This is a genomic window from Bradyrhizobium sp. ORS 375 (assembly GCF_000239775.1).
Classification (GTDB): domain Bacteria; phylum Pseudomonadota; class Alphaproteobacteria; order Rhizobiales; family Xanthobacteraceae; genus Bradyrhizobium.
In genome coordinates this window covers 1-21317 of sequence record NZ_CAFI01000204.1, presented here as the reverse complement: position 1 = coordinate 21317, position 21317 = coordinate 1, and the positions used below count along the sequence as shown (strand labels likewise).

Below are 21317 nucleotides of genomic sequence, written 5' to 3'. Positions count from 1 at the left end.
AGCGGCAATGGGCGCTCGACATGGGCCTGCCCGGCGCCGACACCTTGACGGATCGCGACATCCCGACGTTCGCGCGCGGTGAGCTGCCGCATTTCGCTGGCATCAACACCTTCATGAAGGCTCCCTATGTCGAGAACGTCCGCGACGTCGGCAAGTACGACGCCGCCGTGATCGGTATCCCGTTCGATTCCGGCACCACCTATCGTCCGGGCACCCGCTTCGGGCCGCAGGGCATCCGCCGCATCTCCGCGCTCTATACGCCCTATAACTATGAACTCGGCGTCGATTTGCGCGAGCAGATGACCCTATGCGATGCCGGTGATGTCTTCACCATCCCCGCCAATCTGGAAAAAAGTTTCGACCAGATCAGCCGCGGCGTCGCGCATGTGTTCTCGTCCGGCGCGCTGCCGATCATGCTCGGCGGCGATCACTCGATCGGCTTTCCCTGCGTGCGCGGCATCGCGCAGTGCACGGACAAGCGCATCGGCATCATCCATTTCGACCGCCACATCGACATCCAGGAAAAGGATCTCGACGAGCGCATGCACACCACGCCCTGGTACTGGGCGACCAATCTGCCGAACGTATCGCCGACCAATCTGGTGCAGCTCGGCATCGGCGGCTGGCAGGTGCCGCGCGAGGGCGTCGAGGTCGCGCGCAAGCGCAACACCAACGTGCTGACCATCGCCGACATCGAGAAGATCGGCCTGGAGAAGACCGCCGAGATCGCGCTGGAATTGGCCTGGAAGGATGCCGACGCCGTCTACATCTCGTTCGACGTCGACTCCATCGATTGCGGCTTCGTGCCCGGCACCGGCTGGCCGGAGCCCGGCGGCTTCCTGCCGCGCGAAGCGCTGAAGCTCTTGGGCCTCGTCGCCGCCGAGGGTCTGTGCGGGCTCGAAGTCGTGGAAGTCTCGCCGCCCTACGACACCTCGGACATCACCGCGCTGATCGGCGTGCGCGTCGTGGTCGAGGCACTGGGCTCGATGGTTGCCCACGGCAAGCTCGGCAGCCACAAGCATATCATCAACAAGCCGGTCAGCTATTGAGGTCCGCGATGCGCCATCATCACCACCATCACGGCCATCATCATCACGATCATGGTCATGACCACCATCATGACCACGATCATCCGCCGCATGGTCCGGGGCATAACAATCCGCACGGCCATCGCTCCCCGGTGCAATGGCAGACGCCGCATCAGCCGGAGGGCGCGAAGCCCGCGCCGGTGGTCGAGCCCGATCTCGACAAGGTCGAAGCCGCCTTCGTCGACGGCTTCATCGCCGCGCCCGATCCGACCAGCTTCCTGCGGCTCGCGCGTGTCCCGTTCGAGATCCTGCGCGGCGGCGAGAGCCTGAAGCTGCTGCGCGTCGAGATCGACGCGCTCACCGACGTCGGCAGCCTGACGCCGCATCTCGGCGGCAGCAGTTTCCGCTACGATCCCTTGCCGTCGAACTTCATCTCCCGCCGCCGCCGCCTGCGCTTCGTCTATTTCGACGGCGCGGGGCTCACGTCGCTGTCCTATGCGGAGCTGCGGGAGATCGAGACCCAGCGCTGATCTTCTGCGTCATCTCGTTCCACACGGCCGGCCCGCTTGCGCGAGGCCGGCCGTTGTCGTTGGATCGTCGCTCAATCGGGGAGCGAACCAGCTGGGGAGAGAACGATGGCGAACGGGCATGGGCAGGAGACCGGCGCGGATTTTGTCGCGCGGACGCTGAACGACGCGCTGCGCTGGAGCGGCCGGGGGCAGAAGTGGTGGAGCTTCGCCAACCACGGCTCCACCGTCTGCGTCGTGGTGTTCAGCGCGACCGCCGCGGTGCTGTCGCAGACCAGCAGCGCCATCCTCGGCTTTGACCCGAAGACCGTCGCGACGGCGCTGTCGCTGTGCGTCACGATCATCTCGACCGTGCAGTCCAAGCTCGGCTTCGAGCGCAAATGGGTCGCCAACCGGCTGACTCACAGCGCGCTCAAGGGCCTGCTGCTCGACGAGAAGACCGGCGCCGACGTGCAGGACACCAAGGACAAGCTGAAGACGATTCTCGAAGCCCACGACCGCGCCATCGCCGCCACGGGCGGGTGATTGACTGACTTGGTCACGGCCCCGTCATTCCGGGGCAAGGCCGCAGGCCTTGAACCCGGAATCCCGAGATTGTCTTGCGTTCGTTCCGAACCAACTCGGGGTTCCGGGTTCAATCGCCAACGCACAGCCGCCTTGCGGCTGCGCATTGACGATTGCCCCGGAATGACGCCGTCCGCGCAGCTGACCGGTGTCTGCGCCGCTGTAAAGCCAGCTCACCCGCGCGCGAACATCCGCGCTTCGTTGGCGATCACCGGCTTCACCGCCTCGCCGAGCCGCGCGGCGGCCGCATCCACCGTCAGCCCCGCCGTATCGACCACCGCATTCGCCCGCGCATACAGCGGCTCGCGGCTCGCGAGAATGTTGCGCAGCTCGGCCATCGCCGAGCGGTCGTCGGCCATCGGGCGGAGGTCGCCTTGCTTGCGCACGCGGCCCATGTGCTCCTCCGGCTCGGCCTTGAGCCAGATCGTGTAGAACGCGTTGAGGATCAGATCGAAGGTCACCGGCTCGGAGACGATGCCGCCGCCGGTCGCCAGCACCATCAGCTCCTTCCGCGCCAGCAGCTGCACCAGCGCCGCCTGCTCCATGCGGCGAAAACCTTCCTGGCCGTAGAGCGCGATGATTTCGGCGACCGACAAACCGTTCTGCCGCTCGATCTCCTTGTTGAGCTCGACGAAGCTCCAGCCGATCCGCTCCGCCAGCATTCGGCCGAGCGTCGATTTGCCGGCGCCGCGCAGGCCAATGAGAGCGATGCCGGAGAAGGTGCGCCGTAGCGGCGCGGAGCCCCCGCCGGCGAGCAGCTCCTTGACCTGTGCGATCTGGCTCGGGCTCGCCTTCTTCAGGAGATCGCGGATCACCGGCCAGTCCGGCGACGGCTCGCCGCCGGGGATGATGTCGTCGAGCGGCGCGTTGATGGCGTTGGCGATGCGGCGCAGCAGCACGATCGAGACGTTGCCTTTGCCGCTTTCGAGCTGGGCGATGTAGCGCTCGGAAATGCCGGAGACCTCCGCCAGCACCTTGCGCGACATGCCGGCGAGCCCGCGCATCCGCCGCACCCGCTGCCCCAGCTGGTCGAGGAAATCGGTCTCGGCCGCCGACTGGCCGGCATCATCCCTGGCAGCGTCGTTGTCTGGCGCCATGTCCCTCTGACTTCTTTTGAAGCGGAAACATAATGCCGGGGAGGATTGACAGCAAGCGATGTTGGTGGCCTTCTATGAATTATAATTCAAAAATCGGGGGAGGAACGCCGTGAAGTCGTACAATGCGGTGTCATGGCTGCTTGACCGCAACGTCGAAGCGGGACGGGGCGACAAGCTCGCCTACACGGACACGGTCTCCGAGCTGACCTATCGCGGCCTGCAGCTTAGGACCTGCCGGGTCGCCAACCTGCTGCGCCGCCTCGGCGTCCGCCGCGAGGAACGCGTGGCGATGATCATGCTCGACACGGTGGATTTCCCCGCGGTCTTTCTCGGCGCCATGCGCGCCGGCATCGTCCCGGTGCCGCTCAACACGCTGCTGACGTCAGAGCAATACGCCTATGTGCTGGCCGACTGCCGCGCTCGCGTGCTGTTCGTGTCCGAGGCGCTGTATCCGGTCGTGAAGGACATCGTCGGACGGATGCCCGATCTCGACTGCGTCGTGGTCTCCGGCTCACAGGCGTTCGGCCACAAGCTGCTGTCGGACGAGCTCGCGCGCGAGAGCGATCAGTTCGACACGGTCGCGACCCACGAAGACGAGCCCGCGTTCTGGCTGTATTCGTCGGGCTCGACCGGCATGCCCAAGGGGGTGCGCCATCTGCACGGCAATCTCGCCGCGACGGCGGAGACCTATGCCAAGCAGGTGCTCGGCATCCGCGAGAGTGATGTGTGCTTGTCCGCCGCAAAACTGTTCTTCGCCTATGGCCTCGGCAATGCGCTGACCTTCCCGCTGTCGGTCGGCGCCACCACCATCCTCAACTCCGAGCGGCCGACGCCGGCGCTGATGTTCAAGCTGCTCAACCGCTATAACCCGACCATCTTCTACGGCGTGCCGACCTTGTTTGCCGCCATGTTGCATGATGAATCGTTGCGCCATGAGAAGGCGGGCAGTGCGTTGCGCATCTGCACCTCGGCCGGCGAGGCGCTGCCGGAATCCGTCGGCAACGCCTGGAAGGCGCGCTTCGGCGTCGACATCCTGGACGGCGTCGGCTCCACCGAACTGCTGCACATCTTCCTGTCGAATGCGCCGGGCGACATCAAATACGGCTCATCGGGCCGGCCGGTGCCGGGCTATCAGGTCCGCCTCGTCAACGAGGCCGGGCAGGATGTGCCGGACGGCGAGGTCGGCGAGATGCTGGTGCACGCGCCCTCGGCCGGCGAGGGCTATTGGAATCAGCGCCACAAGACCCGCTCGACCTTCGAGGGCTATTGGACGCGCACCGGAGACAAATATGTCCGCGACGCGGAAGGGCGCTACACCTTCTGCGGACGCTCCGACGACATGTTCAAGGTGTCCGGCATCTGGGTGTCGCCGTTCGAGGTCGAGAGCGCGCTGATCACGCATCCGTCGGTGCTGGAGGCGGCCGTCGTGCCGGATGCGGATCCGGAGGGGCTGCTGAAGCCGAAGGCCTACGTCGTGCTGCGCCCGAGCGCCGACCGCGAGACGCTGCACGAGGCGCTGAAGGATCACGTCAAGCAGAAGATCGGGCCCTGGAAATACCCGCGCTGGATCGAGGTGGTGGACTCGCTGCCGAAGACCGCCACCGGCAAGATCCAACGCTTCAAGCTCCGCGAGGGAGCGAGTCAGTAGTTGGTCTTCCTGCCCGTGAGGTGGCCCTGCTGTTAGTTGTCGTCATGGCCGGGCTTGACCCGGCCATCCATCTCTCTGCGAGCAGGAAAGACGTGGATGCCCGGGTCAAGCCCGGGCATGACGAAGGAGAGAATAGCGCATGACGCTCGAAGCTAACGGCTTCCTCGCCATCAACGGCGCTTCACTCGAATATCGCCTCATCGGCCCGCAGCCGTCGCAGGCCCCCTGCATCGTGCTGCTGCATGAAGGCCTCGGCTCGGTCGGCCTGTGGGGCGACTTTCCCGACAGGCTGCAAGCCGCCACCGGCGCCTCCGTGTTCGCCTATTCGCGAGCCGGCTACGGCGCCTCCAGCCCGGTGACCTTGCCGCGTCCGCTCGACTACATGCAGCGCGAGGCCCGCGAGGTCCTGCCAGAACTGCTCGATGCCATCGGCTTCCAAAGCGGCCTCCTCGTCGGCCATTCCGACGGCGCCTCGATTGCGGCGATCTACGCCGGCAGCCGTGCCGATCATCGCCTCGACGGCGTCGTGCTGATCGCGCCGCATGTCGTCGTCGAGGATGTGTCGGTCGCCTCCATCGCCACGATCAAGACCACCTACGAGACCACCGAGCTGCGCGCCAAGCTCGGGCGCTGGCACAAGGACGTCGACAACGCGTTCTATGGCTGGAACGGAGCTTGGCTCGATCCGGCGTTCCGCGCCTGGGACATCACCGCCGACCTCGCCTACATCCGCGTCCCCGTCGCGGTGATCCAGGGCGTCGACGACCAGTATGGCACGGTCCGCCAGGTCGAGATCATTCAGGAGGAGTGCTACTGCCCGGTCGAGGTGACGATGCTGCCCAAGACCGGCCATTCGCCGCATCGTGAGGCGCCCGAGGCCACCTTACGCGTCATCGCCGAGTTCGCGGCGGCCACTTTGCCGAACCTGGCATCACAAACATGAAATAAAATGCATGTTTCGGCTTTTTTTTCGTAGACATCAGCCATAACATGCATTATTTTACATCTCAACGAAAAGCACTCCAACGAAGGGTGACTCATGGCCGGGGAAGACCGCGTACTCGCGGGAGGCAAGACGTTCATCGATTTTCAGACCGATCCCTCCCGATACAAGCATTGGAAGCTCTCGATCGACGGCGATGTGGCGACGCTCGCCATGGACGTCGACGAGAATGGCGGCCTGTTCGAGGGCTACCAGCTCAAGCTCAATTCCTATGATCTCGGCGTCGACATCGAGCTCGCGGACGCCGTGCAGCGGCTGCGGTTCGAGCACCCCGAGGTGAAGGTGGTGGTGCTGCGCTCGGCCAAGCCGCGCGTGTTCTGCGCCGGGGCCAACATCCGCATGCTCGCGGGCGCCACCCACGCGCACAAGGTGAACTTCTGCAAGTTCACCAACGAGACCCGCAACGGCTTCGAGGATTCGAGCGAGAATTCCGGTCAGCGTTTCATTACCGTCGTCAACGGCACCGCGGCCGGCGGCGGCTATGAGCTCGCGCTCGCGACCGACCACATCATCCTCGCCGATGACGGCTCGTCCTCGGTGTCGCTGCCGGAGGTGCCGCTGCTCGCGGTGCTGCCGGGCACCGGCGGCCTGACGCGCGTCGTCGACAAGCGCAAGGTCCGCCGCGACCGCGCGGACGCGTTCTGCACCACGGAAGAGGGCGTCAAGGGCAAGCGCGCCGTGCAGTGGCGCCTGGTCGACGAGATCGCGCCGAACTCCAAGGTCGACGCCAAGGTCGCCGAGCGCGCCAAGGAATTCGCCGCGGCGTCCAAGCGCAACGGCAGCGGCAAGGGCGTCGCGCTCACGCCGCTCCAGCGCGTGATCGATGCTTCGAGCGTGCGCTACGGCTTCGTCAATGTCGACATCGACCGTGCTGCCCGCATTGCCACCATCACCATCTCGGCCCCCGAGGCCACGCCGCCGGCCGACATCGACGGCATGATCGGGCAGGGTGCGTCATTCTGGCCGCTGCAGGTTGCGCGCGAGCTCGACGATGCCATCCTGCATCTGCGCATCAACGAGCTCGGCATCGCGATGCTGGTGTTCAAGTCGCATGGCGACCGCGCCCAGGTGCTGGCGCATGATGCCTTCCTTGAAGCCAATAAGGCCCACTGGCTGGTCAACGAGATCAGGCACTACTGGAAGCGCGTGCTCAAGCGGATCGACGTGACGTCGCGCACGCTGGTGACCCTGGTCGAGCCCGGCTCCTGCTTCGCCGGCACCTTGGCCGAGCTCGTGTTCGCCTCCGACCGCTCCTACATGCTGATCGGTACCATCCAGGGCGACAACCGCCCAGCGCCGGCGATCGAATTGTCGGCGATGAATTTCGGCCCTTATCCGATGAGCCACGGCCTGACCCGGCTGCAGTCGCGCTTCCTCGACGATCCCAACGGGCTCGCGCGCGTGCACGAGCAGCTCGGCAAGCCGCTCGAGGCGGAGGACGCCGAAGAGCTCGGGCTCGTCACCTTCGCGCTCGACGACATCGACTGGGAGGACGAGATCCGCGTCTTCCTCGAGGAGCGCGCCAGCTTCTCGCCCGACAGTCTCACCGGCCTGGAAGCCAATCTGCGCTTCGCCGGTCCGGAGACGATGGAGTCGAAGATCTTCGCCCGCCTCACCGCCTGGCAGAACTGGATCTTCCAGCGCCCCAACGCGGTCGGCGAGGAGGGCGCACTCCGGCGCTACGGCACCGGCGAGCGGCCGCAATACGACATGACGCGCGTATAGTTCTCATCCGTCATGGCCGGGCGTGTCCCGGCCATCCACGAGCCACGCAGCTCGAACGATTTCAGGGAGGCACGCCATGAACATGAACATCATGAACGTCGACTACTCGACCAAGATTCCGAACAACGTGAATCTCGCCGAGGACCGCCAGGTCCTCAAGGCGCTGGAAGGCTGGCACCCCGGCTACGTCGACTGGTGGAACGACATGGGGCCGGAGGGCTTCCAGCAGTCGCTGGTCTATCTGCGCACCGCCTATTCGGTCGATCCGCGCGGCTGGGCCAAGTTCGACTACGTCAAGATGCCCGATTATCGCTGGGGCATTCTGCTGGCTCCGCAGGAAGAGGACCGCAAGATTCCGTTCGGCGAGCATTATGGCGAGCCGGCGTGGCAGGAGGTCCCCGGCGAATACCGCGCGCTGATGCGCCGCCTGATCGTGATCCAGGGCGACACCGAGCCGGCCTCGGTCGAGCAGCAGCGCCATCTCGGCAAGACCGCGCCGTCGCTCTACGACATGCGCAACCTGTTCCAGGTCAATGTCGAGGAGGGCCGTCACCTCTGGGCGATGGTGTATCTGCTGCAGAAATATTTCGGCCGCGACGGCCGCGAGGAGGCCGACGAGCTGCTGCGCCGCCGCTCGGGCGATGCGGACTCTCCGCGCATGCTCGGTGCGTTCAACGAGAAGACGCCGGACTGGCTGTCTTTCTTCATGTTCACCTACTTCACCGACCGCGACGGCAAGATGCAGCTGCACAGCCTCGCGCAGTCCGGTTTCGATCCGCTGTCGCGCACCTGCCGCTTCATGCTGACCGAAGAGGCGCATCACATGTTCGTTGGCGAGACCGGCGTCGGCCGCGTCATCCAGCGCACGGTCGATGCGATGCGGGAGGCCGGCATCGATGATCCCACCGATATCGCCAAGGTGCGCGCGCTCGGCGTGATTGATCTTCCGACCATCCAGAAGAAGCTGAACCTGCACTACACGCTGTCGCTCGACCTGTTCGGCTCCGAGGTCTCGACCAACGCGGCGAACGCCTTCAACGCCGGCATCAAGGGCCGCTATCACGAGACCCAGATCCAGGACGATCACCAGCTCAAGAACTCGACCTATCCGGTGCTCAAGCTGGTCGACGGCGAGATCAAGCGGGTGGACGAGCCGGCGCTAACCGCGCTCAACATGCGCCTCCGTGACGACTACTCGCAGGACTGCATCAAGGGCCTCTTGCGCTGGAACAAGATCATCACCACCGCCGGCTACGAGTTCCAGCTCAAGCTGCCGCATACCGCCTTCCACCGCGCCATCGGCGAGTTCAAGGATGTGCATGCCACGCCGGACGGCATCCTCATCGACGAGGCCACGTGGCAGAAGCGAAAGGGCGACTGGCTGCCCTCGACCGACGACGGCGCCTACATCTCATCGCTGATGAAGCCGGTCACCGAAATCGGCGAATACGCCTCCTGGATCGCCCCGCCGAAGGTCGGCATCGACAACAAGCCGGGCGACTTCGAGTATGTGAAGATCGAGACCTGATGACGGGCGAATAGGAAGTTGCGAGTAGCGAATAGGGAATGATCCTATTCGCTATTCGCTATTCGCTATGAGTTAGCTCCGAGCACCGGACTCTCCAAACCTCTCCCCGCCCTTTGCGGGGAGAGGTCGGATTGCGCAGCAATCCGGGTGAGGGGCATGGCACATACGTAGCTCAGGTCACAGGTCCATCGGACGGGCGCGATGCTGCCCAGACGCGAGACGCTAAGCTGACCACGCCGTCAAGCTGAGGTTAGCGACTGCGTTGTAGACCTCCCGTGTGGCTGCCCCTCACCCCGACCCTCTCCCCGTGAAGAACGGGGAGAGGGAGTCCAGCTTTCGCGTGGCGACAGCGCGGCCTCAACTATCCCAGCCCGCGCCCGGAATGCCGGGATTCGCGTAGACGATCCCGCCATCCACCGCGATCGTATTGCCGACCACATAGTCTCCAGCCCGCGAGGCCAGGAAGATCGCCGTGCCCGCCATGTCCTCGTCGGTGCCGATGCGGCCTGCCGGCACGCGCGTGGCGACCTCGTCCTCATGGTCGCGCGCGGCCTTGTTCATGTCGGACTTGAACGGACCCGGCGCGATCGCGGTCACCACGATGTGGTCGTGGATCAGCTTCGCTGCCATGCGCCGCGTGAGGTGGATCAGGCCGGACTTGCTCGCTGCATAGGAATACGTCTCCAGCGGATTGACGAAGATGCCGTCGATCGAGGCGATGTTGATCACCTTGGCCGGACGCTCGGCGCTCGCCGCCGCGCGCAACGGTGCCGCCAGCGCCTTGGTCAGGAAGAACGGCGTCTTCACGTTCAGGTTCATCACCTTGTCCCAGCCGCTCTCCGGGAATTCATCGAAGTCTGCACCCCACGCCGCACCGGCATTGTTGACGAGGATGTCGAGCTTCGGCTCGCGCTTCTTGATCTCGGCCGCGAGCATGTCGATGCCGGCCATGGTCGAGATGTCGATCGGCAGCGCGATGCACTCGCCGCCATATTCGGCCGTCAGCGTCTTGGCAGTCTCCTCGCACGGACCGGCCTTGCGCGCGGTGATGTAGACCCGCGCCGCGCCGTGCGCGAGCAGGCCGGATGCGATCATCTTGCCGATGCCGCGCGAGCCGCCGGTCACGAGCGCGACGCGCCCGTCGAGTGAGAACAGGTTCTTGAGCATGAGGCCTCCCTTTGTTGTCGATTGCGCTTGTGGGCGGGGCGCGCCGGCACTGTCAAGTGAGACGCAGTCGCAAGGATTGGCCGCAGTTCAATCGGGGAGGAGGCTTGAAGGGAAACCTACGCCGCGTCGATCCGGCGAAAGCCGTTCCACATCGCCGTCGCCGCGCCCGACGTCAGCACCGGCAGCACGCGGGCGTCCTGGTAATGGCCGTTCAGCGAGACGCGCGACAATGCGGTGAGATGCTCCGCGCTCTCGGCGAAGATCATGCCGGGCCTCGTCGTCACGGCGGTCTTGAAGCCGCACGCCGCCGCCAGCACGAACTCGCGCTGCCCCGCGGCGGCGCGATCGCCATAGGGGTAGGCCATGTGCAGTACCGGGCGCTGCAACTCGGCCTCGATCCGAGCGCGGCTGTCGGCGATCTCGACGCGGGCGGTCTCCTCGGTCTGCTTGGCGAGATTGCAGTGGCTGATGGAATGCGCGCCGATCGAAACCAGCGGCTCGGCCGCGAGCGCCCGAAGCTCATCCCAGGACATGCAGAGCTCCGGGCAGATCGACGTCTCGTCAATCTCATGGCGCGCGCATAGCGCGCTGATCTCTCGCTGCACGTCATGCTCGCCGGGCAGCGAGCGCAGCCAGTCGTGCAGGCGCTGGAACGTCACGCATTTGGCCGCCGGGCTCGACGCATCGAGTCGCAAGGCGAGGCCGCCGATCTGGACCTCGATCATCTCCGCCTTGGCCACCACGCGCTCGAGCGCAACCCACCACAGCCGGCCGCGACCTGACGCGAAATCGCTGGTGACGTAGATCGTGAACGGCGCGCCGAACTCGCGCATGACCGGAAGCGCGAAGTCGCGATTGTCGCGATAGCCGTCGTCGAAGGTGAAGCAGGCGAAGCGGCGCGCGAAATTCCGTTCCACCAGCCGATGATGCATCTCGTCGAGCGTGATGATCTCGATGTCATTGTCGCGCAGATGCGCCAGCATCTCGCGCAGGAAATCGGGTGTGACTTCGAGATGACAATTGGGCTGGAAATCGGCGCCGCGCGGCGGCCGCACGTGGTGCAGCGTGTAGATCGCGCCCACGCCCGAGAACATCGGTCGCAGCCAGACATGCGCGCCGCTGAGATACAGCGCTTCCAGGCCGGCGCGGATAAAGGTTTTGCGAAATCGCCTCATCTGAAATAAGCGGCCCGGTGGATGTCGGGACAAGGTTACCTACGAATGATTGAAGAAAACCTTAGCCCGGCGATCGCAATGAGCCCTTGCGGCGCTCCTCATTTCCGGTTTGACAGGCCTGCAAGGGTTTGTTTTCTCTCTGCTTCCTCGATGCGACGGATGACGAATGCGCGGACTTTTCAGGTGGAGCGGCAAATGGTGGCCTGGTGTCATCCCGCTGATCGTGCTTTGGGGCTTTGCCGCCTGGACCAGCACCGTTCCGCTCGAAAATGATCTCGCAAGCCGCAGTTCGGCCGCACTCAAGGGCGCCGTGCTGGACAAGACGAGCATCGCCGTCGACGGCCGTGACGTGTCGCTGCGCGCCGACGCGTTCTCCGAGACCGGCCGCCGCGACGCCGTGGCTGCCGTCGATGCCGTGGCCGGCGTGCGGCTCGTCAACGATCAGACCCGGCTGGTGCCCGAGGCCAAGCCGTTCGTGTGGTCGGCCGAGCGCGATGTCGTCCGGGTGACCCTGGGCGGCAATGCGCCGCTGCCGGCGCTGAAGGGACGGCTGGTCGAGGCGACGCGCGCGGCGATGCCCGGCGTCGAAGTCTCGGATCAGATGGGCCTGGCGCGCGGCGCGCCGGCGCGCTTCGAGGACGCCGCGCTGCTGCTGATCGGCCAGATCGGCAAGCTCAAGGACGGCAAGTTCACGCTCTCCGACGGCGACGTCACGCTGTCCGGCATGGCGCGCGAGCTTGGCGGCCGCGAGTCGATCGCAGCTGCGTTGGCCAAGCTGCCGGACGGCTTCAAGGTCGCCAGCAACGAGGTCAAGGCGCCACCCTACATCTTCCAGGCCTACAAGGATCCGGTCGCGGTCACGGTGACCTTGTCCGGCAATGTGCCGGACGAGAACATCCATGCCGTCGTGGTCGGCTCGTCATCGCGAAAATTCTTCAACGAGAAGGTCGTCGACAATCTCAAGAACAGCGTCGGCGCGCCGGCCAATTTCGTCAACGCGGTGGTGCCGGCGCTGGGCGCGCTGTCGCGGCTCTCGACCGGGACGCTGGTCGTGTCGGATCGCGACATCAAGATCTCCGGCGACGCGCTCTATGACGCGGCCGCCGCCCAGATCCGCACCGGGCTCGCCAAGGACGTCCCGCAGGGCTGGCAGGTGAAGGCCGAGATTACCGTCAAGCCGGCCGCCGCGCCGGTCGACCCGACGGTCTGCCAGCAGCTGTTCTCGGACCTGCTCGGCAAGGCCAAGATCCGCTTCGAGACCGGCCGCGCCGACCTCGATCGCGACTCCACCGGCCTGCTCGATCGCCTGGTCGAGATCGCCTTCCGCTGCCCCACCGCAAATGTCGACATCATCGGCCATACCGACGCCGAGGGCGATTCCGCGGCCAATCAGGTGCTGTCGCAAAAGCGCGCCCAGGCGGTGGCGGACTATCTGGTCAGGGCCGGGCTGCCGGCGGACCGGTTCGCCCCGATCGGCTACGGCAGCACCCAGCCGCTCGCGTCAAATGATACCGCCGATGGCCGGGCGCAGAACCGGCGCATCGAATTCGTGGTGAGGTGACGTCATGGCCTATTTCGTTGCCTTCCACTGGGCCTGGCTGGCCGGCGCCTTCGGCATCGGGCTGGCGATGGGCTGGATCGCCGTGGTGCACCGCGCGCCGGGCGTCTCGGGATGGTTGACCTGGCTGCTGGCCGCGGTCGCGGCTGCCCTGGTGGCGACCGCGGTGGCGTGCTGGGTACCCGGCCGGGCCGGTTATTGGCTCGAGCTGCTGCTGATCCTGTTCGTGCCTTATCTGGTCGGTTGCGCCATCGGCAGCTGGCTGCGGGCGCTGGTGGTGATGCGCAGCATGCGCCAGCGCTCGGCGGGCTGACGCGGCGGTCCGCGCGACAGACCGCAGCTGCGAGACACGAAGGTTTGAGAGCGGCGTGGCCTGCCAAAGCGGCAGCGGACGCTTATCGTCACGCCATGCGCCATCGCCGTCACGAGGGACCCCTGAAAACTGCGGACCTCGCCGTCCCTCACAGAAGTTTAACCCGGCGTGCGCAGGTTGAACGGGACCATCGTCGGCCCCATGTCAGGCTTCCATGTTCTGCCCCATGTGCGGCAAAACGGTGCATCGCATTTTCGCGAAGCCTGCTAAGTATATCCATGTGTACGCTTTTGTTCACACCGCCTGTGTTCCCCAATGCGCCGAAACGCGCTACCAGGGCGTTGTATGCGCACATGACGTGGCGACCCCCAGGGCGCCCTGTCCCCGGCCGTCGTGATCGGATCACGGTGAGAGGTGTCGATGCTTGAAGCCATACGCAGAGCGGCCACGTTCCTGCGCGAGAAGCAAGTGCTGCACAAGCTCGGCGTGCTGATCAGCATCGCGGTCATCGCCGTCGCCTGCTACGTCCTCTACCACATGCTGCGCGGCATCGACACCTACGAGGTTCTGGAGGCGATCAAAAGCACGGAGCCGCACCAGATCGCGCTCGCCGCTTTGTTCGTCGCCGCCGGCTATTTCACGCTGACGTTCTACGACCTGTTCGCGGTGCGCGCGATCGGCCAGGACCATGTGCCCTACCGGGTCAATGCGCTCGCGGCCTTCACCAGCTATTCGATCGGCCACAATGTCGGCGCCAGCGTGTTCACCGGCGGCGCGGTGCGCTACCGCATCTATTCGGCCCATGGGCTGAACGCGATCGACGTCGCCAAGATCTGCTTTCTCGCCGGCCTGACCTTCTGGCTCGGCAACGCCGCCGTGCTCGGGCTCGGCATCAGCTATCATCCCGAGGCCGCCGCCTCGATCGACCAGCTGCCGCCCTGGGTCAACCGCATGGCCGCGATCGCCATCCTGATCGGGCTGACGGGCTATGTCGCCTGGGTCTGGACCAAGCCGCGCGTGGTCGGCCGCGGGCCCTGGACCGTGGTGCTGCCGGGCGGCCCGCTGACCCTGCTGCAGATCGCGATCGGCATCGTCGATCTCGGCTTCTGCGCGCTCGCGATGTACGTGCTGGTGCCGGACGAGCCCAATCTCGGCTTCGTCGTCGTCGCCGTGATCTTCGTCTCCGCGACGCTGCTCGGCTTCGCCAGCCATTCGCCGGGCGGGCTCGGCGTGTTCGATGCCGCGATGCTGGTCGGCCTGTGGCAGATGGACCGCGAGGAGCTGCTGGCGGGAATGCTGCTGTTCCGGATTTTGTATTATCTGGCGCCGTTCCTCATTTCTGTAATCCTGCTGACGTTTCGGGAGGTCATCATCAGCGCCAGGTCGAAACGGTTGCGCCAGGCGGCGCTCAGTCTCGATCCCGGCCCTCCGCCCGAGGCCGCTTTTGTGAGGAAGCGCAGCGATTCCGGTGCCTGACGCGACGAGGGGAGCCAATTAGAACGCCATGGCGCTCGACGCTCCCTCCCACTCCGCAATGACCATGTTCACGCCGTGGCCGGACCGGCTGCGGCATGCCGCCATCATCCTGCTGGCCGCGGCGCTGGCGCTGGGTGGCCTGGTGCTGCTCGACGAGCTGCTGCCGCTGCGCGCGCTCGCCGTGTTCCTGTGCATCTCCGGCGCCGCTTTGGTGCCGTGGCGGCTGCACAGCGCGGTGGCCAAGCGCGAGGAGGAGCGGCTCGCCAATCCAGTGGAGTCGCCCGCGGTCAGCGCCATCGTCGACGGCATTCCCGATCCCGCCGTGCTGCTCGACCGGGCCGGCCGCGTCATCCATCTCAATGCGGCGGCGGCGCAGCTCGCGCCCGCCTTGCGCAAGGGCGAGCTCGCTCAGTTCGCTTTGCGGACCCCCGAGATCATCACGGCGCTGCGCGAGGCGATCGCCACCACCGAGATCCGCCGCGCCAGCTATCACGACCACGTGCCGGTCGACCGCTGGATGGAGCTGATCATCACGCCCGTCCCGGTGCCCACCGCGTTCGGCGGCGCCGACAAATGCATGCTGATGACCTTCCGCGATCTGACGCCGCTGCGCCGGGTCGAGGAGATGCGCGCCGACTTCGTCGCCAATGCGAGCCACGAGCTGCGCACGCCGCTTGCCGCGCTGTCGGGCTTCATCGACACCCTGCAAGGCCCGGCCAAGGACGATCCGCGGGCGCGCGAGCGCTTCCTCGGCATCATGCACACCCAGGCGACCCGCATGGCGCGGCTGATCGACGATCTCTTGTCGTTGTCGCGGGTGGAGTTGTCGGCGCATGTCGCGCCCCACAGCATGGTCGACGTCGTCGCCATCATCCGCCAGGTCACCGACGGGCTGGAGCCGCTCGCACGCGAGCGCCAGGTCGAGATCGAGACCAGCCTGCCGGACACGCCGGTCACGATCGCCGGCGACCGCGAGGAGCTGCTGCGCGTGTTCGAGAACCTGATCGAGAACGCGCTGAAATACGGCGCCTCCGGCGGCCGCGTGATCGTGTCGCTGGAGCAGGCCGTCTCCGCCGATAATGCGCCGGAGGTCCGGGTCAAGGTGCGCGATTTCGGCCCGGGCATCGCACCGGAGCATCTGCCGCGCCTGACCGAGCGCTTCTATCGCGTCGACGTCGGCGACAGCCGCGCGCAGGGCGGCACCGGCCTCGGCCTGGCGCTGGTGAAGCACATCCTCAACCGCCATCGCGGCCGGCTCCTGATCGAGAGCGTGCCGCGCAACGGCGCCGCGTTCACGGCGTGCTTCCCGCAGTCGCGGCCGCAACGCGGATCCTGATCGATCAAATGCAAAGGCCCGGCGCGAGCCGGGCCATCCTCGTCAGCTGTTAGTTGGCGCGGCGCGCGCGCTCAGCGCGTCGTCGACTTCGCCGGCTGGCGGCGGCGGTCGGCCGCGGGCTGATAGGCGACGCGCGAATGCTGCGCGCAATAGGGCAGGCCGGCGAGCGCCTTGCCGCCGCAGAAGAAGAAGTCCGGGCTGGAGGGATCGCCGACCGGCCAGTGGCAGGTCGCTTCATTGAGCTCCAGCAGCGACAGCCGCTGGTTCATCGGCACTACGTTGTCGAATGCAACCGGATCGGGCTCTGCCTCGACCTCGAAAACCTGTGCGAGCGCGGTGTTGCCGCGCGCCACCGGGCGCGCCACCCGCATCATCGGCTGGGCGGGACGGGCCGCCTTGCGCTGGCGCGGAGCCGCGGTCGCCGGGCTCTTGGCGCGGCCGGACAATCCCAGCCGGTGCACCTTGCCGATCACGGCGTTGCGCGTCACGTTTCCGAGTTCCGCGGCGATCTGGCTGGCCGACAGTCCGGCCTCCCAGAGTTTCTTCAGCTGCTCGACGCGATCGTCGGACCAGGTCAATACCGTCATCGAACCTTTCCCTTCGCGTTGCGCCGGCCAATTCTGGGACGGCGCTGCGATATCTGTCTCAAAAACCCCTGCCGGCAGAATCCCTTATCCCTCGCCGGGAGCGCGTGAAGCACCCGGACGTTACGCGAACAAAGAACTCCTAGAGGGATCAGAACTGCCGCACGAGATGTCGTACTCGACGCTGAAAACGCTACAATATGGCGTGACTCTCGCGCAAGAGTCGGTGGTCACCGTCCACACATTCCGCGGTTCCGTGTGACATGCGTTGAGCTGTGTCATGCACCCGCAATGTCACGGGCAGGCCCCGCCGCCGATCAGACGACGCGTAGTTGACTCCCAACGCCGCGCGCATACAATAGGTGCACGTGCCGCCTTGAAAAGGCGGCACATTTTGTTTTCCAGGGTGGGGTCCCTGATGCGCGATGACGCCGCATGGCGCGTGTCTCGGCCAGCCCGTCAACTCATGTGATTGTCATGACGAGTGTTGCTGCTACGCATCTCCTCCCCGTATTCGCCCGGGTCGATCTCGCGTTCGAGCGCGGCGAGGGCGCGTGGCTGATCGCGACCAATGGCGATCGCTATCTCGACTTCACCTCCGGCGTCGCGGTCAACTCGCTCGGCCACGCGCATCCGCATCTGGTGAAGGCGCTGCAGGAGCAGGCGACGAAGCTCTGGCACATGTCGAACCTGTTCAAGAGCCCCGATGGCGAGCGCCTTGCCACCAGGCTCTGTGAGCAGAGCTTCGCCGACTACGTGTTCTTCGCCAATTCCGGCGCCGAGGCGATGGAAGGCGCGATCAAGATCACGCGCAAATACCACGCCGCGAAAGGCCATCCCGAACGCTACCGTATCATTACGTTCGAGGGCGCGTTCCACGGCCGCACCTTGGCGACGCTCGCCGCCACTGGCTCCGCCAAATATCTCGACGGCTTCGGCCCGCCGATGGATGGCTTCGACCAGGTTCCTTTCGGCGACATCGAGGCGGTGAAGAAGGCGATCGGCCCGCACACCGCGGGCATCCTGGTGGAGCCGGTGCAGGGCGAGGGCGGCGTGCGCACCGCGCCGCTGTCGTTCTACAAGGCGCTGCGCCAGCTTTGCGACGACAACGGCTTGTTGCTCGTCATCGACGAGGTGCAAACCGGCATGGGGCGGACCGGCGACCTGTTCGCGCATCGCTGGCTCGGCGTCACGCCCGATGTCATGTCGCTGGCCAAGGCGCTGGGCGGCGGCTTCCCGATTGGCGCGGTGCTCGCCACCGCCGAGGCAGCCTCGGGCATGACCCCGGGCTCGCACGGCTCGACCTTCGGCGGCAATCCGCTCGCGGTGTCCGCGGCCAATGCCGTGCTCGACGTGATGCTCGCGCCCGGCTTCTTCGACCACGTCCGTAAGATGTCGCTGCTGCTGAAGCAGAAGCTCGCGGCAGTGAAAGACCGTCATCCCGACATCATTGCGGAAGTTCGCGGCGAAGGTCTTTTGATCGGCATCAAGGCGGTGGTGCCGTCCGGTGATCTGGTGGCCGCATTGCGCGATCAGAAGCTGCTGACGGTCGGCGCCGGCGACAACGTCGTGCGCTTCCTGCCGCCGCTGATCGTCAATGAATCCGAAATCGAACAATCGGTCGAGATGCTCGATCGCGCCTGCACGGCGCTGTCGGGCGGCACTGCCAAGCAGGCGGCCGTATCATGAGCAGGACCATGGGCAACACGCCGCGTCACTTCCTCGATCTCACCGAGATGCCGGTCGAGGAGCTGCGCAACATGCTGGCGCTGTCCAGCCGGATGAAGAAGACGCTGAAGTCCAACGAGCCGGCGAAGAAGCCGCTCGAGGGCAAGGTGCTGGCGATGATCTTCGACAAGCCGTCGACGCGCACGCGGGTGTCGTTCGACGTCGGCATGCGCCAGCTCGGCGGCGAGGCGATCATGCTGACCGGCACCGAGATGCAGCTCGGCCGTGGCGAGACCATCGCCGACACCGCCCGCGTGCTGTCGCGCTATGTCGATGCGATCATGATCCGCATCCTCAGCCACGAGGCGCTGCTCGAACTCGCCGCGCATGCCACCGTGCCGGTCATCAACGGCCTGACGCGGCGCTCGCATCCCTGCCAGGTGATGGCCGACGTCATGACCTTCGAAGAGCATCGCGGGCCGATCGAGGGCCGCACTGTGGCCTGGACCGGCGACGACAACAACGTGCTGGCCTCCTGGGCCCACGCCGCCGAACGCTTCAAGTTCCGCCTCAACGTGGCGACGCCGCCGCAGCTGTCCCCGGGCAAGCCGATGAAGGATTTCATCCGCGCCACCAAGGCCGATATCCATCTCGGCCACGATCCCGACGTCGCGGTGAAAAACGCCGATTGCGTCATCACCGACACCTGGGTGTCGATGGGCGACAAGGACGGCGAGCACCGCCATAATCTGCTCAAGCCCTATCAGGTCAATTCCAAACTGATGTCGCTGGCGAAGCCCGAGGCGTTGTTCATGCACTGCCTGCCGGCGCATCGCGGCGAGGAGGTCACCGACGAGGTCATCGACGGCCCGCAGTCGGTGGTCTTCGACGAAGCCGAAAACCGCCTGCACGCGCAAAAGGGCATTTTGGCTTGGTGTTTTGGCGAGCGGGCGTAGGACTGGACGTCGCCACACTATCGGTGTCGTCCCGGCCTTGAGCCGGGACCCATACCGCGTGATCTCACTTGTTTGCACCGCTGGCCGTTGCCCGACATCATCGGCGTGATCGCGCTTCGTCGGTTGTAGCGTCGGCTAGTAGACGAGCCACTGCGACCGGCATCCCTCGATAGCTTCCGCGGTATGGGTCCCGGCTCAAGGCCGGGACGACAGCCGGGGGATGCCCTCATGCCCTTCCATTCGGCCCAATAGACCCCAAATACGCCCCATGACAGCCAATTCCCCCGACACCAACATCAACCTCGACACCAGCCGCGCCCCCTCGGCCGTGCCGGTCGATGACGCCGTGCTGCCGTTCGAGGTCGCGGCGCTCGATCTGCGTGGGCGGCTCACCCGGATGGGGCCGGCGCTCGACGACATCCTGACCAAGCACGCCTATCCGGCGCCGGTCGGCAAGCTGCTCGGCGAGGCCATCGTGCTCACCACGCTGCTCGGCTCCTCGCTGAAGTTCGACGGCCGCTTCATCCTGCAGACCCAGACCGACGGTCCGGTGTCGTTCCTGGTGGTCGACTTCCAGGCCCCCGACCGGCTGCGCGCCTATGCGCGCTATGACGAGGCGCGCCTGGGCGAAGCCAAGGATTCCGGCACGCTGCTCGGCAAGGGCCATCTGGCGATGACCATCGACCAGGGTCCCGACATGAGCCGCTACCAGGGCCTGGTCGCGCTCACCGGCGGCAGTCTGGAGGAGGCCGCGCACGAGTACTTTCTGCGCTCAGAGCAGATCCCGACCCGCGTGCGCCTTGCCGTCGGCGAGGAGTGGAGCGGCGGCAAGCACCGCTGGCGCGCCGGCGGCCTGCTGGCGCAATTCCTGCCGCAGGCCCCCGAGCGCCTGCGCCAGGCCGACCTGCATCCGGGCGATGCGCCTGAAGGCACCGAGCTGCACGCGGTCGAGGAGGACGAAGCCTGGGTCGAGGGCCAGTCTCTGGTCGCCACCATCGAGGACATCGAGCTGATCGATCCGGCGCTGTCCGGCGAGCGGCTGCTGTATCGCCTGTTCCACGAGCGTGGCGTCCGCGTGTTCGACCACGTGCCGCTGCAGGCACGCTGCTCATGCTCGCGCGATGCCGTGGCCAACATGCTGAAGAGCTTCTCCTCCGAGGATCGCGCCGACATGGTGAAGGACGACAAGGTCGTCGTCACCTGCGAGTTCTGCTCCTCGGTCTATGAGTTCACGCCGCACGAAGCAGGGGTGACGGAGAACTGAGCGCTTGGGCTCTGCTCTGCAAGTGAGGGCAAAGGTGGCGGAGCGAACTGTCGCTAGGCGTCATCGCGAGCGCAGCGACGCGATCCAGAGTCGTTTCCATGACTCTGGATCGCGTCGTCGCTTCGCTCCTCGCGATGACAGCAGTGTGTGTCCCTAGGGTGGGGCAAGCGATCCCCAGCGCCCGCAGGCGCAGGGGATCGTGTGCCCACCATGGCGCGCAACGATTGCGGATGGTGGGCACGGCGCCGTGTATCTCGTGTTGGGACGCCGACCTCCCGGGCCCCTTTGGCCATCCTACGGTTCGGTGTGCCCTCGTTATTAGTTCATTGAGATCGGTCGCCGCGTCCGATCGCCTTGCCCGTCGCGCTACTCTGTCGCAGCAACAAACAACTTGTGCCGTCGGGCAAATCAGGCGCACATTTCCGCGCGTCCATGCTGCCGCATGAGGGGCGTGTCGCGACCGTCACGAGACGTTGGCAGTGGGATGCGATGGGCGTGTGTCGGCGCAGCGTGACTTAGTTCGCGCGGACGAACGGCGAAGCACGCACGGTCAAGTCGCGCGGTCCTGATATCCCGACGCTGATATCAACTCACGTTGAGGCTTCGCTTCGCGTGAGGATGGTGGCCAGCAAGCCGGCGCACCAGGGAGAACGCGAAGCAGCCGTTAAAACCGATCGCGCAGGGAGGGCCGGGTCTGTCC

Annotated in this window: 18 protein-coding genes; 14 read left to right on the top strand and 4 right to left on the bottom strand. The window is 65.9% G+C overall.

Annotated elements, in window-relative coordinates:
- From BRAO375_RS17505 to BRAO375_RS17495, 3 genes are all read left to right on the top strand, one after another.
- The coding region (locus BRAO375_RS17505; RefSeq protein WP_035640810.1) for an agmatinase family protein at positions 1 to 1049 on the top strand (1049 nt) is incomplete at its 5' end.
- A gap of 131 nt (positions 1050 to 1180) precedes the next feature.
- Positions 1181 to 1558 (top strand): hypothetical protein, encoded by a 378-nt coding sequence (locus tag BRAO375_RS17500; RefSeq protein WP_009028795.1) that lies wholly within the window; start codon positions 1181 to 1183, stop codon positions 1556 to 1558.
- Positions 1559 to 1663: 105 nt separating this feature from the next.
- Positions 1664 to 2080, top strand: a complete 417-nt coding sequence (locus tag BRAO375_RS17495; protein ID WP_009028794.1) for a DUF4231 domain-containing protein — start codon at positions 1664 to 1666, stop codon at positions 2078 to 2080.
- Positions 2081 to 2292: 212 nt separating this feature from the next.
- Here BRAO375_RS17495 and BRAO375_RS17490 read toward each other — a convergent pair whose 3' ends face one another.
- Positions 2293 to 3216, bottom strand: coding sequence for a helix-turn-helix transcriptional regulator (locus tag BRAO375_RS17490; RefSeq protein WP_009028792.1), 924 nt, complete (start codon positions 3214 to 3216; stop codon positions 2293 to 2295).
- Between the two features lie 127 nt (positions 3217 to 3343).
- On the opposite strand from BRAO375_RS17490, the gene BRAO375_RS17485 reads away from it, so the two are divergent.
- The 4 genes from BRAO375_RS17485 to boxB all read left to right on the top strand — a co-directional run bounded on the left by BRAO375_RS17485 (position 3344) and on the right by boxB (position 9120).
- The gene (locus BRAO375_RS17485; protein WP_009028791.1) at positions 3344 to 4864 is read left to right on the top strand and encodes a benzoate-CoA ligase family protein; all 1521 of its coding nucleotides are present in this window, start codon (positions 3344 to 3346) and stop codon (positions 4862 to 4864) included.
- A 139-nt stretch (positions 4865 to 5003) separates the two neighbouring features.
- Positions 5004 to 5807: an alpha/beta fold hydrolase gene (locus tag BRAO375_RS17480; protein WP_009028790.1), complete on the top strand. Its 804-nt coding sequence runs from the start codon at positions 5004 to 5006 to the stop codon at positions 5805 to 5807.
- A gap of 96 nt (positions 5808 to 5903) precedes the next feature.
- Complete coding sequence (boxC, locus tag BRAO375_RS17475; RefSeq protein ID WP_009028789.1) at positions 5904 to 7592, top strand: 2,3-epoxybenzoyl-CoA dihydrolase; 1689 nt, start codon at positions 5904 to 5906, stop codon at positions 7590 to 7592.
- 76 nt (positions 7593 to 7668) lie between these two features.
- Entirely contained in the window at positions 7669 to 9120 is a 1452-nt protein-coding gene (gene boxB / locus BRAO375_RS17470) for a benzoyl-CoA 2,3-epoxidase subunit BoxB (RefSeq protein ID WP_035640804.1), read from the top strand.
- A 357-nt stretch (positions 9121 to 9477) separates the two neighbouring features.
- Here the strand turns inward: boxB and BRAO375_RS17465 are convergent, their stop codons facing one another.
- Positions 9478 to 10287, bottom strand: coding sequence for an SDR family oxidoreductase (locus tag BRAO375_RS17465; protein ID WP_009028787.1), 810 nt, complete (start codon positions 10285 to 10287; stop codon positions 9478 to 9480).
- A 116-nt stretch (positions 10288 to 10403) separates the two neighbouring features.
- On the bottom strand, positions 10404 to 11462 hold the full coding sequence (locus BRAO375_RS17460) for a polysaccharide deacetylase family protein (RefSeq protein WP_009028786.1): 1059 nt from the start codon (positions 11460 to 11462) through the stop codon (positions 10404 to 10406).
- A gap of 166 nt (positions 11463 to 11628) precedes the next feature.
- Here BRAO375_RS17460 and BRAO375_RS17455 point away from each other — a divergent pair, with 166 nt between their 5' ends.
- From BRAO375_RS17455 to BRAO375_RS17440, 4 genes are all read left to right on the top strand, one after another.
- A complete protein-coding gene (locus tag BRAO375_RS17455) occupies positions 11629 to 13023 on the top strand; it encodes an OmpA family protein (RefSeq protein WP_009028785.1) in 1395 nt (464 codons plus the stop codon).
- 4 nt (positions 13024 to 13027) lie between these two features.
- A complete protein-coding gene (locus BRAO375_RS17450) occupies positions 13028 to 13333 on the top strand; it encodes a hypothetical protein (RefSeq protein ID WP_009028784.1) in 306 nt (101 codons plus the stop codon).
- Between the two features lie 420 nt (positions 13334 to 13753).
- Positions 13754 to 14809, top strand: a complete 1056-nt coding sequence (locus tag BRAO375_RS17445; RefSeq protein WP_009028783.1) for a lysylphosphatidylglycerol synthase domain-containing protein — start codon at positions 13754 to 13756, stop codon at positions 14807 to 14809.
- Between the two features lie 28 nt (positions 14810 to 14837).
- Positions 14838 to 16145, top strand: coding sequence for an ATP-binding protein (locus BRAO375_RS17440; RefSeq protein WP_035640798.1), 1308 nt, complete (start codon positions 14838 to 14840; stop codon positions 16143 to 16145).
- Positions 16146 to 16216: 71 nt separating this feature from the next.
- Here the strand turns inward: BRAO375_RS17440 and BRAO375_RS17435 are convergent, their stop codons facing one another.
- Positions 16217 to 16732, bottom strand: a complete 516-nt coding sequence (locus BRAO375_RS17435) for a GcrA family cell cycle regulator (protein ID WP_035640797.1) — start codon at positions 16730 to 16732, stop codon at positions 16217 to 16219.
- Positions 16733 to 17206: 474 nt separating this feature from the next.
- Here BRAO375_RS17435 and BRAO375_RS17430 point away from each other — a divergent pair, with 474 nt between their 5' ends.
- The 3 genes from BRAO375_RS17430 (at position 17207) to BRAO375_RS17420 (ending at position 20617) form a co-directional block, all read left to right on the top strand.
- Entirely contained in the window at positions 17207 to 18418 is a 1212-nt protein-coding gene (locus tag BRAO375_RS17430) for an aspartate aminotransferase family protein (protein ID WP_009028780.1), read from the top strand.
- Between the two features lie 8 nt (positions 18419 to 18426).
- Positions 18427 to 19353, top strand: a complete 927-nt coding sequence (gene argF, locus BRAO375_RS17425) for an ornithine carbamoyltransferase (RefSeq protein WP_009028779.1) — start codon at positions 18427 to 18429, stop codon at positions 19351 to 19353.
- 268 nt (positions 19354 to 19621) lie between these two features.
- A complete protein-coding gene (locus BRAO375_RS17420; RefSeq protein WP_009028778.1) occupies positions 19622 to 20617 on the top strand; it encodes an Hsp33 family molecular chaperone in 996 nt (331 codons plus the stop codon).
- Positions 20618 to 21317 lie beyond the last annotated feature (700 nt).